The 19,124-nt window shown below is 64.7% G+C and carries 20 protein-coding genes; 8 read left to right on the forward strand and 12 right to left on the reverse strand.

What is annotated here, in order from left to right:
- The first annotated feature begins 12 nt into the window (after positions 1 to 12).
- The gene (locus KTQ37_RS00530; protein WP_218628515.1) at positions 13 to 609 is read left to right on the forward strand and encodes a 2-hydroxychromene-2-carboxylate isomerase; all 597 of its coding nucleotides are present in this window, start codon (positions 13 to 15) and stop codon (positions 607 to 609) included.
- Entirely contained in the window at positions 609 to 1,421 is an 813-nt protein-coding gene (locus KTQ37_RS00535; RefSeq protein ID WP_218628516.1) for an alpha/beta fold hydrolase, read from the forward strand. The genes KTQ37_RS00530 and KTQ37_RS00535 overlap by 1 nt, the downstream gene beginning before the upstream one ends.
- An 8-nt stretch (positions 1,422 to 1,429) precedes the next feature.
- On the opposite strand, the gene KTQ37_RS00540 is transcribed toward KTQ37_RS00535, so the two are convergent.
- From KTQ37_RS00540 to ppk2, 5 genes are all read right to left on the reverse strand, one after another.
- The gene (locus KTQ37_RS00540; RefSeq protein WP_218628517.1) at positions 1,430 to 2,773 is read right to left on the reverse strand and encodes an MATE family efflux transporter; all 1,344 of its coding nucleotides are present in this window, start codon (positions 2,771 to 2,773) and stop codon (positions 1,430 to 1,432) included.
- Positions 2,774 to 2,859: 86 nt separating this feature from the next.
- Positions 2,860 to 3,441 (reverse strand): cytochrome b/b6 domain-containing protein, encoded by a 582-nt coding sequence (locus KTQ37_RS00545; RefSeq protein WP_218628518.1) that lies wholly within the window; start codon positions 3,439 to 3,441, stop codon positions 2,860 to 2,862.
- Positions 3,442 to 3,506: 65 nt separating this feature from the next.
- Positions 3,507 to 3,956, reverse strand: coding sequence for a c-type cytochrome (locus KTQ37_RS00550; protein ID WP_218628519.1), 450 nt, complete (start codon positions 3,954 to 3,956; stop codon positions 3,507 to 3,509).
- Between the two features lie 112 nt (positions 3,957 to 4,068).
- Positions 4,069 to 4,665 (reverse strand): SAM-dependent methyltransferase, encoded by a 597-nt coding sequence (locus tag KTQ37_RS00555; RefSeq protein ID WP_218628520.1) that lies wholly within the window; start codon positions 4,663 to 4,665, stop codon positions 4,069 to 4,071.
- Positions 4,666 to 4,743: 78 nt separating this feature from the next.
- Entirely contained in the window at positions 4,744 to 5,772 is a 1,029-nt protein-coding gene (gene ppk2 / locus KTQ37_RS00560; RefSeq protein ID WP_218628521.1) for a polyphosphate kinase 2, read from the reverse strand.
- A gap of 157 nt (positions 5,773 to 5,929) precedes the next feature.
- Between ppk2 and KTQ37_RS00565 the strand changes: the two genes are divergently transcribed.
- The 4 genes from KTQ37_RS00565 (at position 5,930) to ilvD (ending at position 11,074) form a co-directional block, all read left to right on the forward strand.
- A complete protein-coding gene (locus tag KTQ37_RS00565) occupies positions 5,930 to 6,595 on the forward strand; it encodes a glutathione S-transferase family protein (RefSeq protein WP_218628522.1) in 666 nt (221 codons plus the stop codon).
- 98 nt (positions 6,596 to 6,693) lie between these two features.
- A complete protein-coding gene (gene parE, locus KTQ37_RS00570; RefSeq protein ID WP_218628523.1) occupies positions 6,694 to 8,652 on the forward strand; it encodes a DNA topoisomerase IV subunit B in 1,959 nt (652 codons plus the stop codon).
- The gene (gene ybaK / locus KTQ37_RS00575; RefSeq protein WP_218628524.1) at positions 8,652 to 9,128 is read left to right on the forward strand and encodes a Cys-tRNA(Pro) deacylase; all 477 of its coding nucleotides are present in this window, start codon (positions 8,652 to 8,654) and stop codon (positions 9,126 to 9,128) included. The genes parE and ybaK overlap by 1 nt, the downstream gene beginning before the upstream one ends.
- 110 nt (positions 9,129 to 9,238) lie before the next feature.
- Complete coding sequence (ilvD, locus tag KTQ37_RS00580; protein ID WP_218628525.1) at positions 9,239 to 11,074, forward strand: dihydroxy-acid dehydratase; 1,836 nt, start codon at positions 9,239 to 9,241, stop codon at positions 11,072 to 11,074.
- A gap of 51 nt (positions 11,075 to 11,125) precedes the next feature.
- Here ilvD and KTQ37_RS00585 read toward each other — a convergent pair whose 3' ends face one another.
- Together KTQ37_RS00585 and KTQ37_RS00590 are read right to left on the reverse strand one after the other, a co-directional pair.
- The gene (locus KTQ37_RS00585; protein ID WP_218628526.1) at positions 11,126 to 11,521 is read right to left on the reverse strand and encodes a VOC family protein; all 396 of its coding nucleotides are present in this window, start codon (positions 11,519 to 11,521) and stop codon (positions 11,126 to 11,128) included.
- 99 nt (positions 11,522 to 11,620) lie between these two features.
- Positions 11,621 to 12,319 (reverse strand): GntR family transcriptional regulator, encoded by a 699-nt coding sequence (locus tag KTQ37_RS00590; RefSeq protein WP_218628527.1) that lies wholly within the window; start codon positions 12,317 to 12,319, stop codon positions 11,621 to 11,623.
- 107 nt (positions 12,320 to 12,426) lie between these two features.
- Between KTQ37_RS00590 and KTQ37_RS00595 the strand changes: the two genes are divergently transcribed.
- Both KTQ37_RS00595 and KTQ37_RS00600 read left to right on the forward strand, forming a co-directional pair.
- Positions 12,427 to 13,815 carry an aspartate aminotransferase family protein gene (locus KTQ37_RS00595; protein WP_218628528.1) on the forward strand — a complete coding sequence of 463 codons (1,389 nt, stop codon included), beginning with the start codon at positions 12,427 to 12,429 and terminating at the stop codon, positions 13,813 to 13,815.
- Complete coding sequence (locus KTQ37_RS00600) at positions 13,812 to 14,222, forward strand: nuclear transport factor 2 family protein (protein WP_218628529.1); 411 nt, start codon at positions 13,812 to 13,814, stop codon at positions 14,220 to 14,222. The genes KTQ37_RS00595 and KTQ37_RS00600 overlap by 4 nt, the downstream gene beginning before the upstream one ends.
- A gap of 106 nt (positions 14,223 to 14,328) precedes the next feature.
- Here the strand turns inward: KTQ37_RS00600 and KTQ37_RS00605 are convergent, their stop codons facing one another.
- The 5 genes from KTQ37_RS00605 to KTQ37_RS00625 are packed head-to-tail and all read right to left on the reverse strand — an operon-like array spanning position 14,329 to position 19,046.
- Positions 14,329 to 15,528 carry an ABC transporter substrate-binding protein gene (locus tag KTQ37_RS00605; protein ID WP_218628530.1) on the reverse strand — a complete coding sequence of 400 codons (1,200 nt, stop codon included), beginning with the start codon at positions 15,526 to 15,528 and terminating at the stop codon, positions 14,329 to 14,331.
- A gap of 40 nt (positions 15,529 to 15,568) precedes the next feature.
- A complete protein-coding gene (locus KTQ37_RS00610) occupies positions 15,569 to 16,627 on the reverse strand; it encodes a branched-chain amino acid ABC transporter permease (RefSeq protein WP_328799678.1) in 1,059 nt (352 codons plus the stop codon).
- A 30-nt stretch (positions 16,628 to 16,657) separates the two neighbouring features.
- The gene (locus tag KTQ37_RS00615; protein WP_218628532.1) at positions 16,658 to 17,563 is read right to left on the reverse strand and encodes a branched-chain amino acid ABC transporter permease; all 906 of its coding nucleotides are present in this window, start codon (positions 17,561 to 17,563) and stop codon (positions 16,658 to 16,660) included.
- A complete protein-coding gene (locus KTQ37_RS00620) occupies positions 17,563 to 18,297 on the reverse strand; it encodes an ABC transporter ATP-binding protein (protein WP_218628533.1) in 735 nt (244 codons plus the stop codon). Before KTQ37_RS00620 ends, KTQ37_RS00615 begins: the two co-directional genes overlap by 1 nt.
- Complete coding sequence (locus tag KTQ37_RS00625; RefSeq protein WP_218628534.1) at positions 18,294 to 19,046, reverse strand: ABC transporter ATP-binding protein; 753 nt, start codon at positions 19,044 to 19,046, stop codon at positions 18,294 to 18,296. Before KTQ37_RS00625 ends, KTQ37_RS00620 begins: the two co-directional genes overlap by 4 nt.
- Positions 19,047 to 19,124 lie beyond the last annotated feature (78 nt).

A 19,124-nucleotide genomic window follows, 5' to 3' on the forward strand; every position in this document is an offset into this window, starting at 1 on the left:
GAAAGGTGCCCGATGGCCCATATTGACTATTTTTTCTCTGTTCTCAGCCCCTGGACCTATCTGGCGGGCACCCGTCTTGAGGAAATTGCGGCTCGCCACGGCGCGACGATCACCTATCGGCCGTTTGACGTGATGTCCCTGTTCGACCGTACCGGGGGCACGCGTCCCGCCGCGCGCCACCCCAATCGCGTGGCCTACCGCAAGCAAGAGCTTGATCGCTGGTCGAAGCGCCTTGGGATGGAGATGGACACCGGCATGGTCACGCCGCACAACCCCGCGCCTGCGTCTTACGCGATCATCGCCGCGCAGAAGGCCGGCGGCGGCGATCTGGGCGGTCTGACCCATGCGATCTTGCGCGCGCGTTGGGCCGAGGACAAGGACATCGCCGATGATGCGGTAATCCGCGCGGCGCTGGAGGCCAATGGGTTCGACGGCAATCTCGTGACCACGGGGCTGTTCGACGGCGCGATGGCCTATGAACGCAACCTCGAAGACGCCGTCGAACAGGGTGTCTTCGGCACGCCTTTCTATATCGTGCGCGAGACCGATCAGCGTTTCTGGGGGCAGGACCGGCTGGAGTTCCTCGACGAGCATCTGGGAACGCTCTGATGCCCAAGGATATTCGACTGGGCGCCGAGACCAACTGGCAGGTCATCGGCGAAGGAGAGCGGCCTGCGCTGGCAATCCATTGCATGTTGGGCGCAGGCGAGATGTGGGCGCCGGTTCTCGCGCCGCTTGGCGCGCAGATCAGCGCGACAACCTTTGACCTTCCCGGTCATGGCAAAAGCGCGCCGTGGACCCCGGAGACGGTCGAGCCGGGCGCCTATCAGCGGCTGGCCACGCAAATCGCGGCCTCTTTCATCGAACGGCCGGTGGATCTGATTGGGCACAGTTTCGGCGCTATCGTAGCGCTGCGTATCGCCGTGGCCGCTCCGGAAGCGGTACGATCCCTGACGCTGGTTGAACCGGTCCTGTTCGCGGCCGCCCGGAACACGGAGGAATGGAACACCCTGCGGCCCCACCAGGACCACCTCGAGGCGCTGATGGCTGCCGGGGAGCACGAAGAGGCCGCACGTCGTTTTGTCCGGGACTGGGGGGTTGGGCTGCCGTGGGAGGCGCTGCCGGCGCATCAGCGCGCGCAGTTCATCGCGCAGATGGCGATCATCGCCGAAGTCGCGCCGGGCAATTTCGACGACCCCGGAAATATCTGCCGCGAGGGCGGCCTGGAGCAGATCGACGCACCGGTGCTGCTGGTTCACGGAGACCGCAGCCCGCCGATCACGGCCCGCGTGTGCGAGTCCATCGCCGCGCGCCTGCCCGATGTCGGAACCGCTTGCGTGCCGGGCGCGGGGCACATGCTACCGCTTACCCACGCGCAGCAACTGTCCGAACTGATCGCCCTGAACCTCGACCGCAGCTGACGCGCCCTTCAGGCGCGCAGCCACGGCCCGCGCCAGAAGCGAACGCTCAGCGTGAGGCCCACGCAGGCCAGCCCGATCACGAGGCCAAGCCACAGACCGACCCCGCCGTAGCCAAGCGGGAAGGCCAGAACGTAGCTTGAGGGGATGCCGATCAGCCAATAGCTGATCGTGGCCACCCACATCGGCACGCGCGTGTCATGCACCCCGCGCAGAAGCCCAAGCACCATGACCTGCGTCGAGTCGAACAACTGGAACAGCGCCGCGACAACCATCAGCCGCGCGCCAAACGCCATGATCGCGGGCGCCTCGGGGTTGGTGCGGTCCAGAAACAACCCAATAAGCTGCTGAGGGATCGCCAGAAACACCACAACGGTCACCAGCCCGAACACGAGCGAGAGCACCTGCGCGACCAGCGCCCCATCGCGCAGACGCACGATGTCGCGCGCGCCCGAGGCACGGCCCGCGCGCACCGTGGCCGCGTTCGACAGGCCCATATGCACCATGAAGGTCAGCGAGGCGAGTTCCAGCGCGATCCCGTGTGCCGCCAGTTCACGCGTGCCAATCCAGCCCATCATCAGCGCCGAGGCCTGAAACAACCCCGCCTCGGACAGCGAGGTCAGCCCGATCGGAATCCCCATCCGCGCGACCGAGTAGAAAGACGGCCAATCCGGGCGCCAGAAGCGCTGGAACAGATGCACATGACGCAAAGCGGGCGCATAGGCCGCGTAAAGCATCAAAAGCCCCGCGGTTGCGATCTGCACCGCAACCGAAGCCAGCGCCGCCCCGCGCACCCCCATCTCGGGGGCGCCCAGGTTGCCGAAGATGAACATCCAGTTCAGCACGATGTTCAGGCCCACCCCCAGCCAGGTGACCCACATCACGACCTGAGTTCGCTCCTGCGCGGCAAGAAAGCCTTTGAGGACGGCAATGATCAGCGCGGGCACCATGCCCAGCATCGCGATCCGCAGATATTCCTGCGCCAGCGCGGCAAGCTCGGGCTGTTGGCCCAGCAGGATCAGGATCTGCCCCGAATTCCACATCAGCGGCGTCACCAGCGCGCCGTAGAGGATCGACAGCCACAGCCCCATCCGCGCATCGCGTCGCGCCTGCGTATCGTCCCCCGCGCCAAGGCTGGCGGCAACGCGCCCCATCACGGCATAGGAGAACCCGGACCCAAGGATGAACAGGAAGAAGAAATAGCTCGAACCCAGCACGACCGAGGCCAGTTCGGGCACGCCATACCAGCCGAGCATGATCGTATCGGTGACATGCAGCCCCATCTGCGCCAGGTTGGAGCCGATAATCGGCAGGCCGAGCGTCAGGAGCGCTTTGGAATGGCCCGTAAATGTCATCCGGCCCGCATCTAAATTTGACTGCAAGGTAAACATCGAGCGACGCTAGCCGAGCGAATTTGCCTCGTCCACAGATTCCTACGTGCCTAGCGCTCTTTGCGCCGCCCGGTGATCATCGGCGTCACAAGGTCTTCGCGCTTCCAGAAACGGTAGAACAGGATGGCGCCGACATGGAGCACCACAAGGATCAGCAGCAACACCCCCAGCCGGTGATGCCAGCCAAGCGCCCAACGGTTCCAGGACGTCGAGACCGAATCCGCAAGCGGCCCGATATTGATATAATCCTCGGGGTCGATGATGAGACCTGTTCCCACCTGCCCCACCAACACCAGCAGCATTGCCACGACCGACAATCCGCCAAGCGGGTTATGGCCATCGCTGTGCGAAGCCGCCCGCGCGGGCAAGGTCCGCAGATAGGCCAGCACCGCCTTGGGTCCTTTGACGAATTGCGCGAAACGCGCGTTGGCCGGGCCGATCAGCCCCCAGATCAGGCGAAACGCCAGCAGCCCGATGACCGTGTAGCCCGCGTAGAAATGCAGCGTCATCTTGAGCGGACCGAACTGGCCCAGCAACCAGCCGCCGACCACGGCCAGCACCAGCAACCAATGGAAGGCGCGCAGCGCCGGGTCCCAGATCTGCGGCGCAGATTTTTCGGGGGGTGAACTCATGGGGCGTCAATCCTTCTTGCGAGGCCGCGCGCGGCGCGGCCTCACGAGGTCATTGCGTGGCGCGATCACTCGGGCAGGCGATAGACGTCGTGGCAGGCCTTGCAGGCGCCGCCAAACTTCTCATAGGCGGCAGCAAACTCGGCGCCATCCCCGCCCTGGGCCACAGCGATCAGCTCGGCCCCGGCCTCATGCATGGCTTTGCCCTTTGCGCCGAAATTCTCCATATCTTCCCAGATCTTGGCCATGGCACGGGTCTTGCCCGGCACATCCGCATCCGAGGTTCCCGGCGCGAAGAGCGGCGCGGTATCCGTCGCCAGAATGGCTTCAAGCTTGGCGGTCTCGGCCTTAGCAGCCTCGGCATCAAAGGACTGGGTCAGCGGCCCCATCGCCTTCATCGACGCGCCAAGCGACTTGAAATAGGCCTGACGGGCCTCGACCGTGGCCATCGGGTCGGCGAAGGCAGAGGATGCGAACACGAGGGCTGCGGGAATGGCGGCAAGAAGAATTCGGCGCATGAAGCGTCTCCTTTGAATGGATGGTTCCGGTGTTACGCGGTCGGGTATCGTTTCCGGCGCAAATATCGCCGAAACGGAATGTGACATTCCCCGGCGGGCAACGTCCAGCCCTTCAGGGCTTGCTCGCGATAAAGTCAACAAGCGCCGCGCGCCCGGCGTGTCCCACACCCTCGTCAAGGATCGCGTCGTAATCGGCCTGATGCAGGATGGGCCAACCGGGGAAAGCCTCGCGCAGCAGATCGAGCGTGTAGAGGTGAGCGACATTTCCCGGCCCGCCCGAGCCGTAGCCGGGCTGGCGCGTGGCGAAACCATGGATCAGCATCAGACCGCCCGCCCGCAGCGCCCGAGCGGCTCCGTCGAAGATCCACGCGCGGAAGGCGGGGTCGGCGAATTGGATGAAACAGGCCAGAACCGCGTCAAATTGCGCCTCGGGCCAGTCAACACTCGCAAGATCCGCCACGCGCCAATCGACGCTGACGCCACGCGCCTGCGCCAGATCCCGCGCCTTTGCCAGCGCGTTGGGCGAGGATTCAAACGCCGTCACCCGCAGCCCCTGCCCCGCCAGATAGACCGCGTTGCGCCCCTCGCCCTCGGCGAGGCTCAGCACGCGGGCGCCCGGCGCTAGCCGCCACGCCTGGCGGCGCACGAAATCCGCAGGCTCGGTGCCAAAAAGAAAGTCAGGTCCGGAAAAACGCTCGTTCCAACTCATCTCAACCCCCGTTCGACCAGATCAAGGATGGTGGAAAAACGGCGCGCGGCAAGCTGACGACCTGCCGCGCGCGACTGTTCAGGTCCGGGTGCGGCGCTGATCGGGATGCAGCGAGGCGCCCAGGATATGTTCCGACTGATGGACCACATGGCTTGCGTGACCGACGATCAGCGGATCGGGCGGCGTTGCGATGCTCAGGTCCTTGTCCGGGTAATCGAGCGTCGAAAGGAAGTGCTTCATGCAGTTCAGCCGTGCGCGCTTCTTGTCGTTCGACTTGACGATCGTCCAAGGCGCGTCGGCGGTGTCGGTGTAAAAGAACATCGCCTCCTTTGCCTCGGTGTAGTCATCCCACTTGTCCAGCGACGCCAGATCGATCGGGCTGAGCTTCCAGCGCTTGAGCGGATCGGTCTCGCGCGATTTGAAGCGGCGACGCTGTTCGTCGCGCGTAACCGAGAACCAGTATTTGTAGAGCCGGATCCCCGAGCGCACGAGCATCCGCTCCAGCTCGGGCGTCTGACGCATGAATTCGAGGTATTCGGTGGCGGAACAGAAGCCCATGACCCGCTCTACGCCCGCACGGTTATACCAGCTGCGGTCGTAGAAAACCATCTCGCCCGCCGTCGGCATCCAGCGGATATAGCGCTGGAAATACCACTGGCCGCGCTCTTCGTCAGTGGGCTTGTTCAGCGCCACGACGCGCGCGAAACGCGGATTGAGGTGTTCGTTGAAACGCTTGATGGTGCCGCCCTTGCCGGCGGCGTCGCGGCCTTCGAAAAGAATGACGAATTTCTGCCCCGTCTCCAGCGCCCACAGCTGAACCTTGAGCAGTTCGGCCTGAAGCTGGGCCTTTTCCTTCTCGTAGGTCGGGCGGCCCAAGCGGCGAGAATAGGGATATTTCCCGGTCTCAAAAGCAAGGCGGATGGCATTGGGATCGACGCGCGGAAAACTCTTGGGGCCGACGCTCTCTGGCTCGCCGGGAACGACTGCGGGGTGCGGCTCGTTCGGATCGACAGGTTTCGCCACAGGAACCGCCTCGACCTTCGCGGCCGGAACAGTCGGAGCTTCCTCTACAGCTTGAATTTCTTCTTTTGCGATCTGATCTTCCATGCACATCCCTCCAATCAATCTGAACTCGATGCGCCATAGCGGAAAACCGGCAAACCCGCCTTGATGCGCATCAACCTAGAGCAATTCCAGATCGAAGATCGCTCTTTTCTTCCGGACACAGGCAGGCCAACCTGCCCCCATCGAACAGGAGACGGCGATGATTACCCTTTACGGCATGTACCGCTCGCGCGCGACGCGCAACATCTGGGCGCTTGAGGAACTGGGCCTGCCCTACACCCTCAAGCCGGTCATCCAGGCCTACCGGCTTGAGGCCAAGGGCATCGACCCGCTGGCACCGGATGCCCCTTTCAACACGCGCAGCCCGGAGTATCTGCGGCTGACCTCGGCAGGCGCGATCCCGGTGATGGAGGATGCAGGGCTGCTGCTGTCCGAGTCGCTTGCGATCAACCTCTATCTTGCCAAGAAGGCTGGCGGCACGCTGGCTCCGCGCGATGCGCGCGAAGAGGCGCTGATGATGCAATGGGCGCTTTACGGCGCCACCGCGATCGAGGGTCCCGCGCTCGAGATCACCTTCGCCTATGCCAAGGGCGTGGATGAGGGCGGCCAGCGCGTGATCGAGACTTCGGCCGACCAGTTGCTGCGCCCGCTCAAGGCGCTCGAGGTCCATCTGGCCGCGCATAGCCACATGGTTGGCGGGCGCTTCACGGTGGCCGACATCAACATGGCCGAGATCGTGCGCTATGCCCAACCCCACGCGCCGTTGATGGCGCAGGTGCCGCGCGTCAAGAGCTGGCTGGAGCTGTGCCAGTCCCGTCCGGCCTTCAAGAAGATGTGGGCAACGCGCGACGGCGAGCCGGCCTGATCGGGTCCAAAGCAGGCGCGGGTCTGCCCCCGTGCTTGCTCACCCGCCCCTAGCTGCTGTATCTCTTTCCCTCAAAGCTACAAAAGAAAGCGAGCAGCATGGCCGACGATCTTCTCTCCGCGCAGCCCGAGAAAGCCTATGACGCCTCCTCGATCGAGGTGCTCGAAGGGCTGGAGCCGGTGCGCAAGCGGCCGGGGATGTATATCGGCGGCACGGATGAACGCGCGCTGCACCATATGGTGGCCGAGATCCTCGACAACTCGATGGACGAGGCCGTGGCGGGTCACGCCAGCCGCATCGAGGTCGAGCTGAACGCCGATTACTCGGTCACGATCCGCGACAACGGCCGCGGTATCCCGATCGACCCGCACCCCAAATTCCCCGGCAAATCGGCGCTTGAGGTCATCTTGTGCACCCTGCACGCGGGCGGCAAGTTCTCGGGCGATGCCTACCAGACCTCGGGCGGTCTGCACGGGGTCGGCGCCTCGGTCGTGAACGCGCTGTCGGATACGATGGTCGTGCAGGTGGCGCGCAACAAGGAGCTGTTCGAGCAGCGTTTCTCGCGCGGCCTCCCGCAGGGGCCGGTCGCCAAGATCGGCGCGGCGCCGAACCGGCGCGGCACCACGGTGACCTTCCACGCTGACGAGCAGATCTTTGGCCATCACCGCTTCAAGCCCGCGCGGATGATGAAGATGGTGCGCTCGAAGGCCTATCTCTTCTCGGGCGTCGAGATCCGCTGGAAATCCGAGATCGACGATGGCGAGACCCCGACCGAGGCGGTGTTTCACTTCCCGGGCGGTCTTGCCGACTACCTGACCGAGACGCTTGGCAAGGCCGCGACCTATGCCGACCGCCCCTTCGCGGGCAAGGTGCAGTTCCAGGAGAAGTTCGGCGTGCCCGGCCTGGTCGAGTGGGCGATCAACTGGACGCCCTCGCGCGACGGGTTCATCCAGTCCTACTGTAACACCGTCCCCACCCCCGAAGGTGGCACGCATGAGGCGGGCTTCTGGGCCGCGATCCTCAAGGGCATCCGCGCCTATGGCGAGCTGGTCAACAACAAGAAATCCAAGGAAATCACCCGCGAGGATCTGCTGACGGGCGGCTGCGCGCTTGTGTCGTGCTTCATCCGCGAGCCGGAATTCGTGGGTCAGACCAAGGACCGCCTTGCCACCGTCGAGGCGCAGCGGCTGGTCGAGGGCGCGGTGCGCGACCACTTCGACAACTGGCTGGCGGCCGATACGAAATCGGCGGGCGCGATCCTCGACTTCCTCGTGCTGCGCGCCGAGGAGCGCCTGCGCCGCCGTCAGGAAAAGGAAACGCAGCGTAAATCAGCCACCAAGAAGCTGCGCCTGCCCGGCAAACTCGTGGATTGCTCGGCCACCAATCGCGCCGGGACCGAGTTGTTCATCGTCGAGGGCGACTCGGCAGGCGGTTCGGCCAAGATGGCGCGCGACCGGCAGACCCAGGCGCTGTTGCCCCTGCGCGGCAAGATCCTGAACGTGCTTGGGGCGGCGTCGAACAAGCTCGGCCAGAACCAGGAGATCAACGACCTGTCGCAGGCGCTTGGCGTGGGCCTTGGCACCAAGTTCAACATCGACGATCTGCGCTACGACAAGATCATCATCATGACCGACGCCGACGTGGATGGGGCGCACATCGCCTCGCTCCTGATGACGTTCTTCTTCACCCAGATGCGCCCGATGATCGACAAGGGTCACCTGTATCTGGCCTGCCCGCCGCTTTACCGCCTGACGCAGGGCGCCAAGCGGCTTTACGTGGCCGATGATGCCGAGAAAGAGGAATGGCTGAAGAAAGGTCTGGGCGGCAAGGGCAAGATCGACGTGCAGCGCTTCAAGGGTCTGGGCGAGATGGACGCCAAGGATCTCAAGGACACCACGATGAACCCCGCCACGCGCAAGCTGATCCGGGTGACGATCCATGACGATCTGCCCGGCGAAACCGCCGATCTGGTCGAGCGTCTGATGGGCAAGAAGCCCGAGCTGCGCTTTCAGTACATTCAGGAAAACGCCCAATTCGTGGAAGAGCTGGACGTGTAATGAGCACCCAGACCCCGGCCACCCGCGCACTGACACAGGCGAAGGTGGCCTTTCGCGTGATGGAATACGACTACGTGTCCGGGCAGGACAAGATCGGCCTGCACGCGGCCGAGGCGGTCGGGGCCGATCCGGGCCGGGTCCTCAAGACGCTGATGGTCGAGGTCGATGGCAAGCCCGCCTGCGCGGTGATCCCCTCCGATCGCTCGCTGTCGATGAAACGGGTAGCCACGGCTTTCGGCGGCAAGTCGGCCACGATGATGCCCCCCGACAAGGCCGAGCGTCTGACCGGCTTTCACACCGGCGGCATCAGCCCCTTCGGGCAAAAGCGCCGCGTGCCGGTGGCCTTCGAAGCCAGCGCCCTTACCGTGCCTGAGGTCGTCATCAACGGCGGCAAGCGCGGCATGATGGTGGCCCTCGCCCCCGCCGATGCGCTGGCCGCCAGCGGCGGGGCGCCCCACCCGCTTTGCGCCGACTGACCCCTTGATTTGCAGCGTTGCAACGCCGTTCGGCGTTGGCAAATCCCCCTCGCCTGCGCTATGAGGGCGCAACGCCGCGCTTCGGGCGGCCAAGATATCGGAGGAGCCAGATGCCCTATTACCGTTCCCGCAAATCCACCCATGGCCGCAACATGGCGGGCGCCCGTGGCCTCTGGCGCGCCACCGGCATGACCGACAGCGACTTCGGCAAGCCGATCATCGCAGTCGTCAACTCGTTCACACAATTCGTGCCGGGCCACGTCCACCTCAAGGATCTGGGCCAGATGGTCGCGCGCGAAATCGAAGCCGCGGGCGGTGTGGCCAAGGAATTCAACACCATCGCCATCGATGACGGTATCGCGATGGGCCATGACGGGATGCTCTACTCGCTGCCCTCGCGCGAGGTGATCGCCGATAGCGTCGAATACATGGTCAACGGCCATTGCGCCGATGCGATGGTCTGCATCTCGAACTGCGACAAGATCACTCCCGGCATGATGATGGCCGCCATGCGCCTCAACATCCCGGTGATCTTCGTCTCGGGCGGCCCGATGGAAGCGGGCAAGGAAGGCGCCGAGATCGTCGGCCACGACCTCGATCTGGTCGATGCGATGGTCGCCGCTGCCGATGACAAATACACCGACGAGGAAGTTCTCGCGATCGAGAAGGCCGCCTGCCCGACCTGCGGGTCGTGCTCGGGGATGTTCACCGCGAACTCGATGAACTGTCTCGCCGAGGCGCTTGGCCTTGCGCTGCCGGGCAACGGCTCGATGCTGGCCACCCACGCCGACCGCAAGGAGCTGTTCCTCGAAGCCGGCCGCAAGATCGTCGAGATCACCAAGCGCCATTACGAGGGCGAAGAGAAGGGCCTGCTGCCGCGCGAGATCGCGACCTTTGAGGCCTTCGAGAATGCCATGAGCCTCGATATCGCCATGGGCGGCTCGACCAACACCGTGCTGCACCTGCTGGCCATCGCCCATGAGGGCGAGGTGGATTTCACCATGGCCGACATGGACCGCCTGTCGCGCAAGGTTCCGTGCCTGTCGAAGGTCGCGCCCGCCAAGCAGGACGTGCATATGGAAGACGTGCACCGCGCGGGCGGCATCATGGCCATTCTGGGCGAGCTGAACCGTGGCGGCCTGCTGCATGGCGACGTGCGCACCGTCCATTCCGAGACTCTGGCCGAGGCCATCGCCAAGTGGGACGTGATGACCGCAAACGACCCCAAGGTCGAGGAATTCTACCGGGCGGCGCCGGGCGGCGTGCGCACCACGCAGGCCTTCTCGACCCAGAACCGCTATAAGGAGCTCGACAGGGACCGCGCCAAGGGCGTGATCCGCTCGGTCGAACACGCTTTCTCGAAGGATGGCGGGCTTGCGGTGCTGTCGGGCAATATCGCGCTTGACGGCTGCATCGTGAAAACCGCGGGCGTGGATGACTCGATCCTCAAGTTCTCGGGCCCGGCCAAGGTGTTCGAATCGCAAGATGACGCCGTGTCGGGCATCCTGACCGGCAAGGTCGTCGCTGGCGAAGTGGTGGTGATCCGCTACGAAGGACCGCGCGGCGGGCCGGGGATGCAAGAGATGCTCTACCCGACCTCCTATCTGAAATCGAAGGGCCTTGGCGCCAAATGCGCGCTGCTGACGGATGGTCGCTTCTCGGGCGGCACCTCGGGCCTCTCGATCGGGCACGTCTCGCCCGAGGCAGAGGAAGGCGGGCTGATCGGCCTGGTGGAAACCGGCGATCTGATCGAGATCGACATCCCGAACCGCACGATCCATCTGGCCGTGGCCGAGGATGTGCTGGAGGCGCGCCGCGCCGCCAAGGGCCCCCTGCCCTGGGCCCCCGCCGCGCCGCGCCCGCGCGCCGTTTCGACCGCGCTCAAGGCCTATGCGCTGCTGGCGTCGTCGGCGGCCAAGGGTGGCGTGCGCATCCTGCCGAAGTGATCGCGTCTCAGTAAAGTGAAAAGGCCGCGCTCTCTGGCGCGGCCTTTTTCGTTAGAGGTAGCGCCCACCGCGTTCGAGCACCTCAATCTGATAACCATCGGGGTCGGCGATAAAGAAGAACCGCGCAATCACCTGCCCTGCGGGCGCGAAATCGACGATCTTGCGCGGGGCAAGGCCCGCCGCCTCCATCCGCGCATGTTCGGCCGCCGCATCCACAACCGATACCGCCAGATGGCCATAGCCATCGCCCAGATCGTAAGGCTCGGACCGGCCCTTGTTGACCGTCAACTCCAGCTCGAAGGTGCTTTCCGGGTTCGACAGGTAGAGCAATATGAAATCCGGAAAATCGAGCCGCTCGGCTACGCTGAGACCAAACGCCGCCTCGTAGAAGGCGACCGAACGCGCCTCGTCCAGCACGCGGATCATCGAATGGATCATCTTGGCCATGAGCCCCTCCTGTTCTGGCGGGCAGATTAGAAAGCGCTGCACCCAGCCGCAACCTCTGGCGCGGCGCCGCTCAGCCCCGCCTGCGCGACGGATCCTCTCTCAACCCTGCGGCAGGGCGCCTGCGGTGATCGCCTGCACCCCGTCCATCACATCGGCGGAAAGCGCGGCCTGTGCGGCCGCCCCATCGCGGCGCAACAAGGCGCGCAGGATCTGGTCATGATAGTCAGTCGTGCGCAGCATATTCGCCCGATCGGGCGTCAGTTCGCGCACCACGGGGCCAAGCCTCATCCAAAGCGGGTCAAGCAACGCCTCCAGGAAGTGGATTCGCGCCGCCGCCGCAAGGCCGCGGTGAAAACGCAGGTTCGCAGCCAGGAAGGCGGTGGTATCTCCCCGCTCGGCCGCAATGCGCATCGCGGCATTATCCTCGGAAAGATCGGCCAGATCCTCTTCGCTCCGCCGTTCGGCAGCCGCATGCACGGTCTCGGTTTCCAGCAGCATTCGTAGCCGGATCAGATCGGCGCGCTCCTCGCTGCTGAGTTGCGGCACCATCATCGTGCGTCCGGGCGTCGAGACCAGCGCCCCAAGGCTTTCGAGCCGCTGGACCGCGTCGCGCACCGGCATCAGGCTCGTGCCCATCTCCACGGCAAGCGCCCGCAGCGGCAGCTTCTGTCCGGCGGCGAAGCGCCCGGCCATGAGATCGGCGCTGAGTCGGCGAAACACCTGTTCATGCAACGGCCCCTGCGGCGCCGGAGCAGAGGTCTCGGAAGGGGCAACTGGGTCGGCGTCTAGGTCAGGCATCGGGTCCATAGCAAAAATTTGTTATAACAAGTTGCACGACTCATTGCGAATTTCAAGCACTCCTGAAAAACTGTCGCGAATCGTTATAACAAAATCGCCGAGGTCGCATGTTCGTCTCTCCACTGTCCAACTCGCTCGCAGCCGCCGACATCGCATCGACGCTGCACCCAAACACCAATGCGCGCCTGCATGAGAAAAACGGGCCCGTGATCATCGAACGCGGTGACGGGATCCGGGTCTGGGACACCAATGGCAAGGATTACATCGAAGGGCTGGCAGGGCTGTGGTCAGTCGCGGTCGGCTTTTCCGAGAAGCGCCTCGCCGACGTCGCCTATCAGCAGATGCTGAAGCTGCCCTATTACCACACCTTTGCCTCGAAGGCGCACGAGCCCTCGATCCGGCTTGCCGAGAAGCTGATCGAGATGACGCCCGCGGGCCTCGACCGGGTGTTCTTCACCAACTCGGGCTCTGAGGCGAACGACACGATCGTCAAGCTCGTCTGGTATTACAACAACGCGCGCGGCCTACCCAAGAAGAAGAAATTCCTCGCCCGGAACAAGGGCTACCACGGGATCACCGTCGCGTCAGGCAGCCTGACCGGCCTGCCCGTCAACCACAAGGACTTCGACCTTCCCGCGATCCCCGTGCGGCACCTGACGTGTCCGCACCACTACCGCTTCGGCCTTCCCGGCGAGAGCGAGGCAGAGTTTGCCGCGCGCCTCGTCGCGGAGGCCGAGGCGGTTTTTTTGGAGGAAGGGCCGGATACCATTGCCGCTTTCATCGGCGAACCGCTGATGGCTGCGGGCGGCGTCATGCCTCCGCCCGAAGGATATTGGCAGGGGATCGAGGCACTCTGCCGGAAATACGACATCCTGCTGGTGTCGGACGAGGTGATCTGCGGTTTCGGCCGGCTCGGAACGCCGTTCGGCTGCCAGAAATACGGGTTCAAGCCCGACATCATGACCGTCTCGAAACAGATCGTCTCGTCTTACATGCCGTTGGCTGCGCTGCTCTTCTCGGACGAGATCTATCAGGTGGTTGCGGACAACACGAACAAGCTCAACAGTTTTGGCCATGGCTTCACCGCCTCCGGGCATCCGGTGGCCACGGCGGTTGCACTTGAGAACCTCGCGATCATGGAAGAACGGGATCTGATGGGGAATGCCGCCCGGCTGGAAGCTACGTTCCAATCAGGATTGCGCAGGCTTGGCGCGCATCCGCTCGTGGGCGAGGCGCGCGGCGCGGGGCTGATCGGGGCGCTTGAACTGGTGGCCGACAAGGCGACCAAACGGCCCTTCGACCCGATTGGGCGCGTGGGCGCCATCGCCACCGAGGAAGGCCATGCGGCGGGGCTGATCTTCCGCGCGATCGGTGATCAGCTCGCGCTCTGCCCGCCTCTGATCGTGAACGAGGCCGACATCACCGAAATCCTCGCGCGGATGGAAACGACGCTGGAGCGCACCGCCGCACGGGTCGCGGCAGAGGGGATCGCATGACCCAAGCGCAACGCGCAATCGAGGCGCAGGACAAGGCCCTCGAGGCCGCGCGGAGAAGGACGCTCGCGGCCTTCGCGGAAGCGTGGAATACCCGTGATCTCGAGGGGCTGATGCGCTGCATGGCTACGGATTGCGCCTTTCACGGCGCGGCGGGCCCAGACCCCGAAGGGGTCCGCCACGCCGGGCGCTCGGCGGTCGAGGCGGCCTATGCGGCGATCTTCGCGGCCTTCCCCGATGCACATTGGGCCCCGCGCGAGACGCTACTGATCGGGGATCGCGCTTTGACGAGCTGGCGCTTTACCGGCACTCGGACGGATGGAACCCGGGTCGAGGTCGACGGCTGCGACATCCTCGTCTTCGATCAGGATCGTATCGCGCTCAAGGACAGCTATCGCAAGGCGGGCTAGTCCAACCGCCTGCGACCAACAAGAAAACGCCCGGGCAGATCGCCCGGGCGTTGTCGTTTCCAAGGAGGCCAGTGGCCGCGCCGGGGAATGCCCCGGCGCGCCAGGATCACTTCATCAGCGCTTCCATCGGCACCGGCTCCGAGATCGTCCATTCGTCGACGATACCCGGCTTGCCATCCTTGACTTCGGCGATCAGATAGCGCGCCTTGTTCTGATGGTGCAGCTCGGGGGTGAAGGTGCGCGGACCGAAGAGCGTGGGCTCGCCGTCCATCTTCTCAAGCTCGGCGACAACGGCACCCGCATCAATCGAACCGGCGCGCTCGACGGCCTTGGCCCAGACGTCGATCATCACGTAACCCGGATAGGTGTATTGCGTTGCCGGGTCCGAACCGGTCTTTTCCTTGTAGAGCGCGTTGAACGCGTTCACGTCCGGGTTCGGGTCATCGCCATAGACCGAACCCTGCACCGGCACATAGAAGTCCGACAGATCCGGCACTGCCGAAAGCCAGTAGCTGCCGTCGACCGCCGAGCCGTTCAGGATCATCGAATTGATGCCAGCGGCGCGGATCTGCTTGATGGCCGACACAGCCCCCGGCATCATGGTGCAGAGCATGATCGCGTCGGGCTCTTTCGGCAGCGCCTTGATGCGGCTGATCTGGGCTGCAATCGAGGCGTCGTCGTTCTTGAACACGTCCTCGCCCGCAAGGTTCGCATCTGCCAGCGTCGGCAGCATCCAGTCGAAACCGTCGCAGATGCCCTTGTTGTAGACATAGGAGGTGTCGAGCAGGCGATAGAAATCGCGCGCGCCCTTCTTCTCATGGGCCCATTGCGCCATGGTCGCGCCCTGCACCGCCGCTAGAACCGAGGCCGAGAAGGAATGCGGGCCGACGCCCTGCACACCAGCCTTGATCGATTCCGCGCAGAGGAAGAACGACACCTTACCAGAGCTTTCCGCGGTCAGAGCAGCCGGCGCGCCGAAATCGTAGTCGCAGGACACGACGACCATATCGGCCCCCGCATCAAGAACGCTCAGGCCCGCCTTGGCGCCCTCGGCCCGGTCAGTCTTGGTGTCGGCATTGACCACCTTGATCTGCTTGCCAAGCAGACCGCCCGCCGCGTTGATCTCTTCGATACGGATCATCGCGGCGTCCTGCGCGGGTTTGTCATAGGCCTGCATGAAACCGGTTTCGGCGGTGGCGAAGCCCACAACGATATTGCCGTCGGCGTCTTCGGCCAGCGCGCCGGTCATCGGCGTCACGGCCAGCGCGAGCGCGCTCAGGCCAGTCATCAGTCGGGTGCGGGTCATGGTGTTCTCCTGTTGGTCGATTTTGGTTGGTTTTGATGTTTCACGCGTCCCCTGCGGGGACGTTTCGGGTTGCGGCGGAGGAGTTCCTCCGCCTTGCGCCTAGCCGCGCGGGCCAGACGAATTCACGGGCGAAAAGCCCCGAGGGACGGCGCGCGAGGATCACGATCATCACGACGCCGAGAAGGATTTCCTGAAGACCGCCCGGCAAGGCAAAGGTGCTCTCGCCCACGGGCACGCCACGTTCGAGCCAGCGCAGCCCCTGGATCAGCAGCGACAGCAGGACAACGCCCATCACCGCGCCGGTCAGCGTGCCGATGCCGCCGACAACGAGCATGGAAAGCGTGATGAAGGTCAGCCCCAGGTAGAAGGTGTCGGGTGTCACGACACCGATCGAATGCGCCATCAACGCCCCGCCCAGGCCCACCACCGCACCCGAGAGCGTGAAGGCCACAAGCCGCACGCGGGGGATGTCGATGCCCGAGGCAAGCGCCGCAGTCGGTTCGTCACGGGCCGCGCGCAGTGCAAGGCCATGGCGCGAGATCGCATGTGCCCAGGCGATGAACACGGCGGCAATCGCGCCAATCAGATACGGCCAGATGGTGCGCACGATCGGGATGCCGACAACCGAATTGGTCGCCGAGGTGACGCTTTCCCAATTCGCGTAGATCGTGTTGATCATCGCCAGCATGGCGAAGGTTGCGATACTGGCGGCAATCCCCGAGAGCCGCATCAGGATTCGCCCGAAGATAAGCGCGAAGACCCCGGCGAAGATCCCCGCCAGAACCGCCCCCGGCCCATAGGGCAGTTGCAGCGCCTTGAGCCAGTCGGGCAGGCCCGGGAACGAGAGCTCTTTCATCATCGGCGGCATTGTCAGCCACGCAGCCGCATAAGCGCCCATGCAGGTAAAGCCGATATGGCCGAAGCTGAGCACGCCCGAGTTGCCGACGAAGATGTAGAGCCCGGTCACCAGGATCACCCGCACGAAGATGTCGATCATCGTCTGGTTGAAGGGGCGCGAGCCATAGGCGACGGTGACCAGGGCGAGCACGACAAGAACGGCCGATAGGATCAGGGGCGTCGAGATCGTGCGAAGGGCCACGGATTTCACTTTGGGGAAGCTGGCCATGGCTCAGACCCTTTCCTTGGTGCCGCGCGCGGCGATCAGGCCCTGCGGGCGGAAGAGAAGCACGAGGATCACCGCCCCGTAGACGAAGGCATCGCGGAAGGGCCGCGCCTCTGGCGGCAGCACGGTCTGCATCACGACCGAAGCCGCCCCGAGCAGGAACCCCGCCAGCACTGCCCCTTCGAGCGAGCCGAGCCCGCCAATGACGGTGGCGATGAAGGCCATCAGCATGACCGCCCCGCCCATCTGGATGTCGGCCGTGCCGGTCTGTGCGCCCAGAATGATCGAGATTGCCCCGGCCAGAGCGCCCGATAGCGCGAAGGCCCCCATGATCACACGGTTCGCGCGCACGCCCAGCATCCGTGCCATGGTGAAGTTCTCGGCAGCGGCGCGCATTTCTAGCCCGAACCGGGTGCGGCGCACGAAGACCGAGAGCGCGATGAGCATGACGATGGTCGCGAGTATTGTGATGAGCTGCAAGAGCGGCATCCGGGCGCCGAGGATCTCGACCGGCTGGCTAAGCGCCGGCAAGAGCGAGATCGACTTCGGCCGGCTCGAGAACAGCATCAGCAGGAAGTAGCGGATAACGAAACCGAGCGCGAAGGAGGCGATCATCATCGTGGCCGGGCTTGCGTGGCGGAAGCGGCGGAAAACGACGATTTCGGAAAGGACCGATAGCCCCGCCCCCACCGCCAGCACGAAGGGGATCAAGAGGAACCACGGCAAGTGGCCCGCGAAGACGATGGCCACCGCATCGGTCGAGGGCCACAAAAGCGCGAAGACCGAGAAGGCGATAACGTCGCCATGGGCGAAGTTCACCAGCCGCATCACCCCGAAGATCAGCGCGATCCCGAGCGCGCCGAGCGCGTAAAGCGAGCCGAGGCTGAGTGCGTCGAACAATACCTGCAGCATCAGTGCTCTCCATATCCGAAATAGGCGGCCTGAAGGGCCTCGCTTTGGCCCATCGCGCCCGCATCGCCGTCGAGCAGGATCTGCCCGCCGCGCATCAGGATCATCCGGCCGCCGACCATCACCGCGCGGGTCGAGCTTTGCTCGACGATCAGCAGCGTCAGCTTGCGGTGCGCGCGCAGCCCGATCAGCCGCTCATAGACCTGATCTGTGATATTGGGCGCGAGACCGAGCGAGGGCTCGTCGATGGCGATGAGGCGTGGGTTGGTCATTAGCGCCCGGCCGATCACCAGCATCTGTTGCTGCCCGCCCGACAGCAGCCCTGCCTGGCCGTGGCGGCGCTCCTTGAGGATCGGGAAGGTGTCGTAAACCTCTTCCAGCGCGCTCGCCGCGCGGGCCTTCCAGCCGCGTTCGCGCGAATGCATGCCGGTGCCCAGAAGCAGGTTCTCCTCAATCGAGAGCGAGCCGAAGACATCGCGCCCCTCGGGCACCATCGACAGGCCCATGCGCGCGATCTCTTCGGGGGCGCGACCGGTGATCTCGATCCCGCCAAAGTCAATCCGCCCGCCCGCAGGCGGCGTCACACCCGCGATCGCCCGCATCAGCGAGGACTTCCCCGCACCGTTCGGGCCGGTGATGAACAGGATCTCGCCCTCGGCCAGTGTGAAGGCCACCTCGCGCACCGCGGTCAGGCGGCCATAACGGATGGTGACATCGGAAACGGCAAGCAAGCTCATTGCATCACCTCCAGAACCGGAAGGGTGCTGTCGGCGGCGGTCCCCATATAGGCGTGGCGCACGGTTTCCGAGGCGCGGATCTGCTCGGGCGGGCCGTCCTCGATCACGGCGCCGGAGTCGAGCACGACGATATGGTCGCAGGTTTCCAGCACCAGGCCCACGTTATGCTCGATGAGCAACACGCCGCAGTTCAGCTCGGTCGCAATGCGGCGGATCAGGGCGGCAAGTTCTGCCGCCTCGGGCGCGCTCATGCCGGCTGCGGGCTCGTCGAGCAGGATGTAACCCGGGCGCCCCATCAGCGCGCGGCCGATGGCCACGCGGCGTTCGTCGGTATAGGGCAGCGTACCGGCAATCCGGTCCGCAAGCGGCGCGATGCCGACCCAGTCGAGCATTGCCTGCGCCTCGGCAACCGCTGCGGCGCGCGAGAGGCCCAGGCCCACGCCCGTCACCTCGAGATTGTCGATCACCGGCAGTTCACGAAAGAGGCGCCCGCCCTGAAAGGTGCGCGCGACGCCACGGCGGCGGACCTGATGCGGCGCAAGCCCGACAAGGCTTTCGCCGTCGAGCTTCACCGCGCCTTCGGTCGGCGCCTGAAAGCCGGTCAGTACGTTCACCAGAGTCGTCTTGCCCGCACCGTTCGGACCGATGAGACCCGTGACATGGCCGGGCGTCACGCTCAGGCGCGCCTCGGAAAGCGCCTTGAGCCCCGCAAAGGCCACGGAAATATTGTCAGCTTCGAGTTGGCGCATTCCGCCCTTCCATCCGGTTCTTGGAAAAGGGGCTACCGTTCCCAAAAGCTGCGCTTTCGGGTCGGGTCTTCCCTCCCT

Origin of the sequence: Sedimentimonas flavescens (assembly GCF_019264375.1) — a bacterium.
GTDB lineage: Bacteria > Pseudomonadota > Alphaproteobacteria > Rhodobacterales > Rhodobacteraceae > Rhodobacter > Rhodobacter flavescens.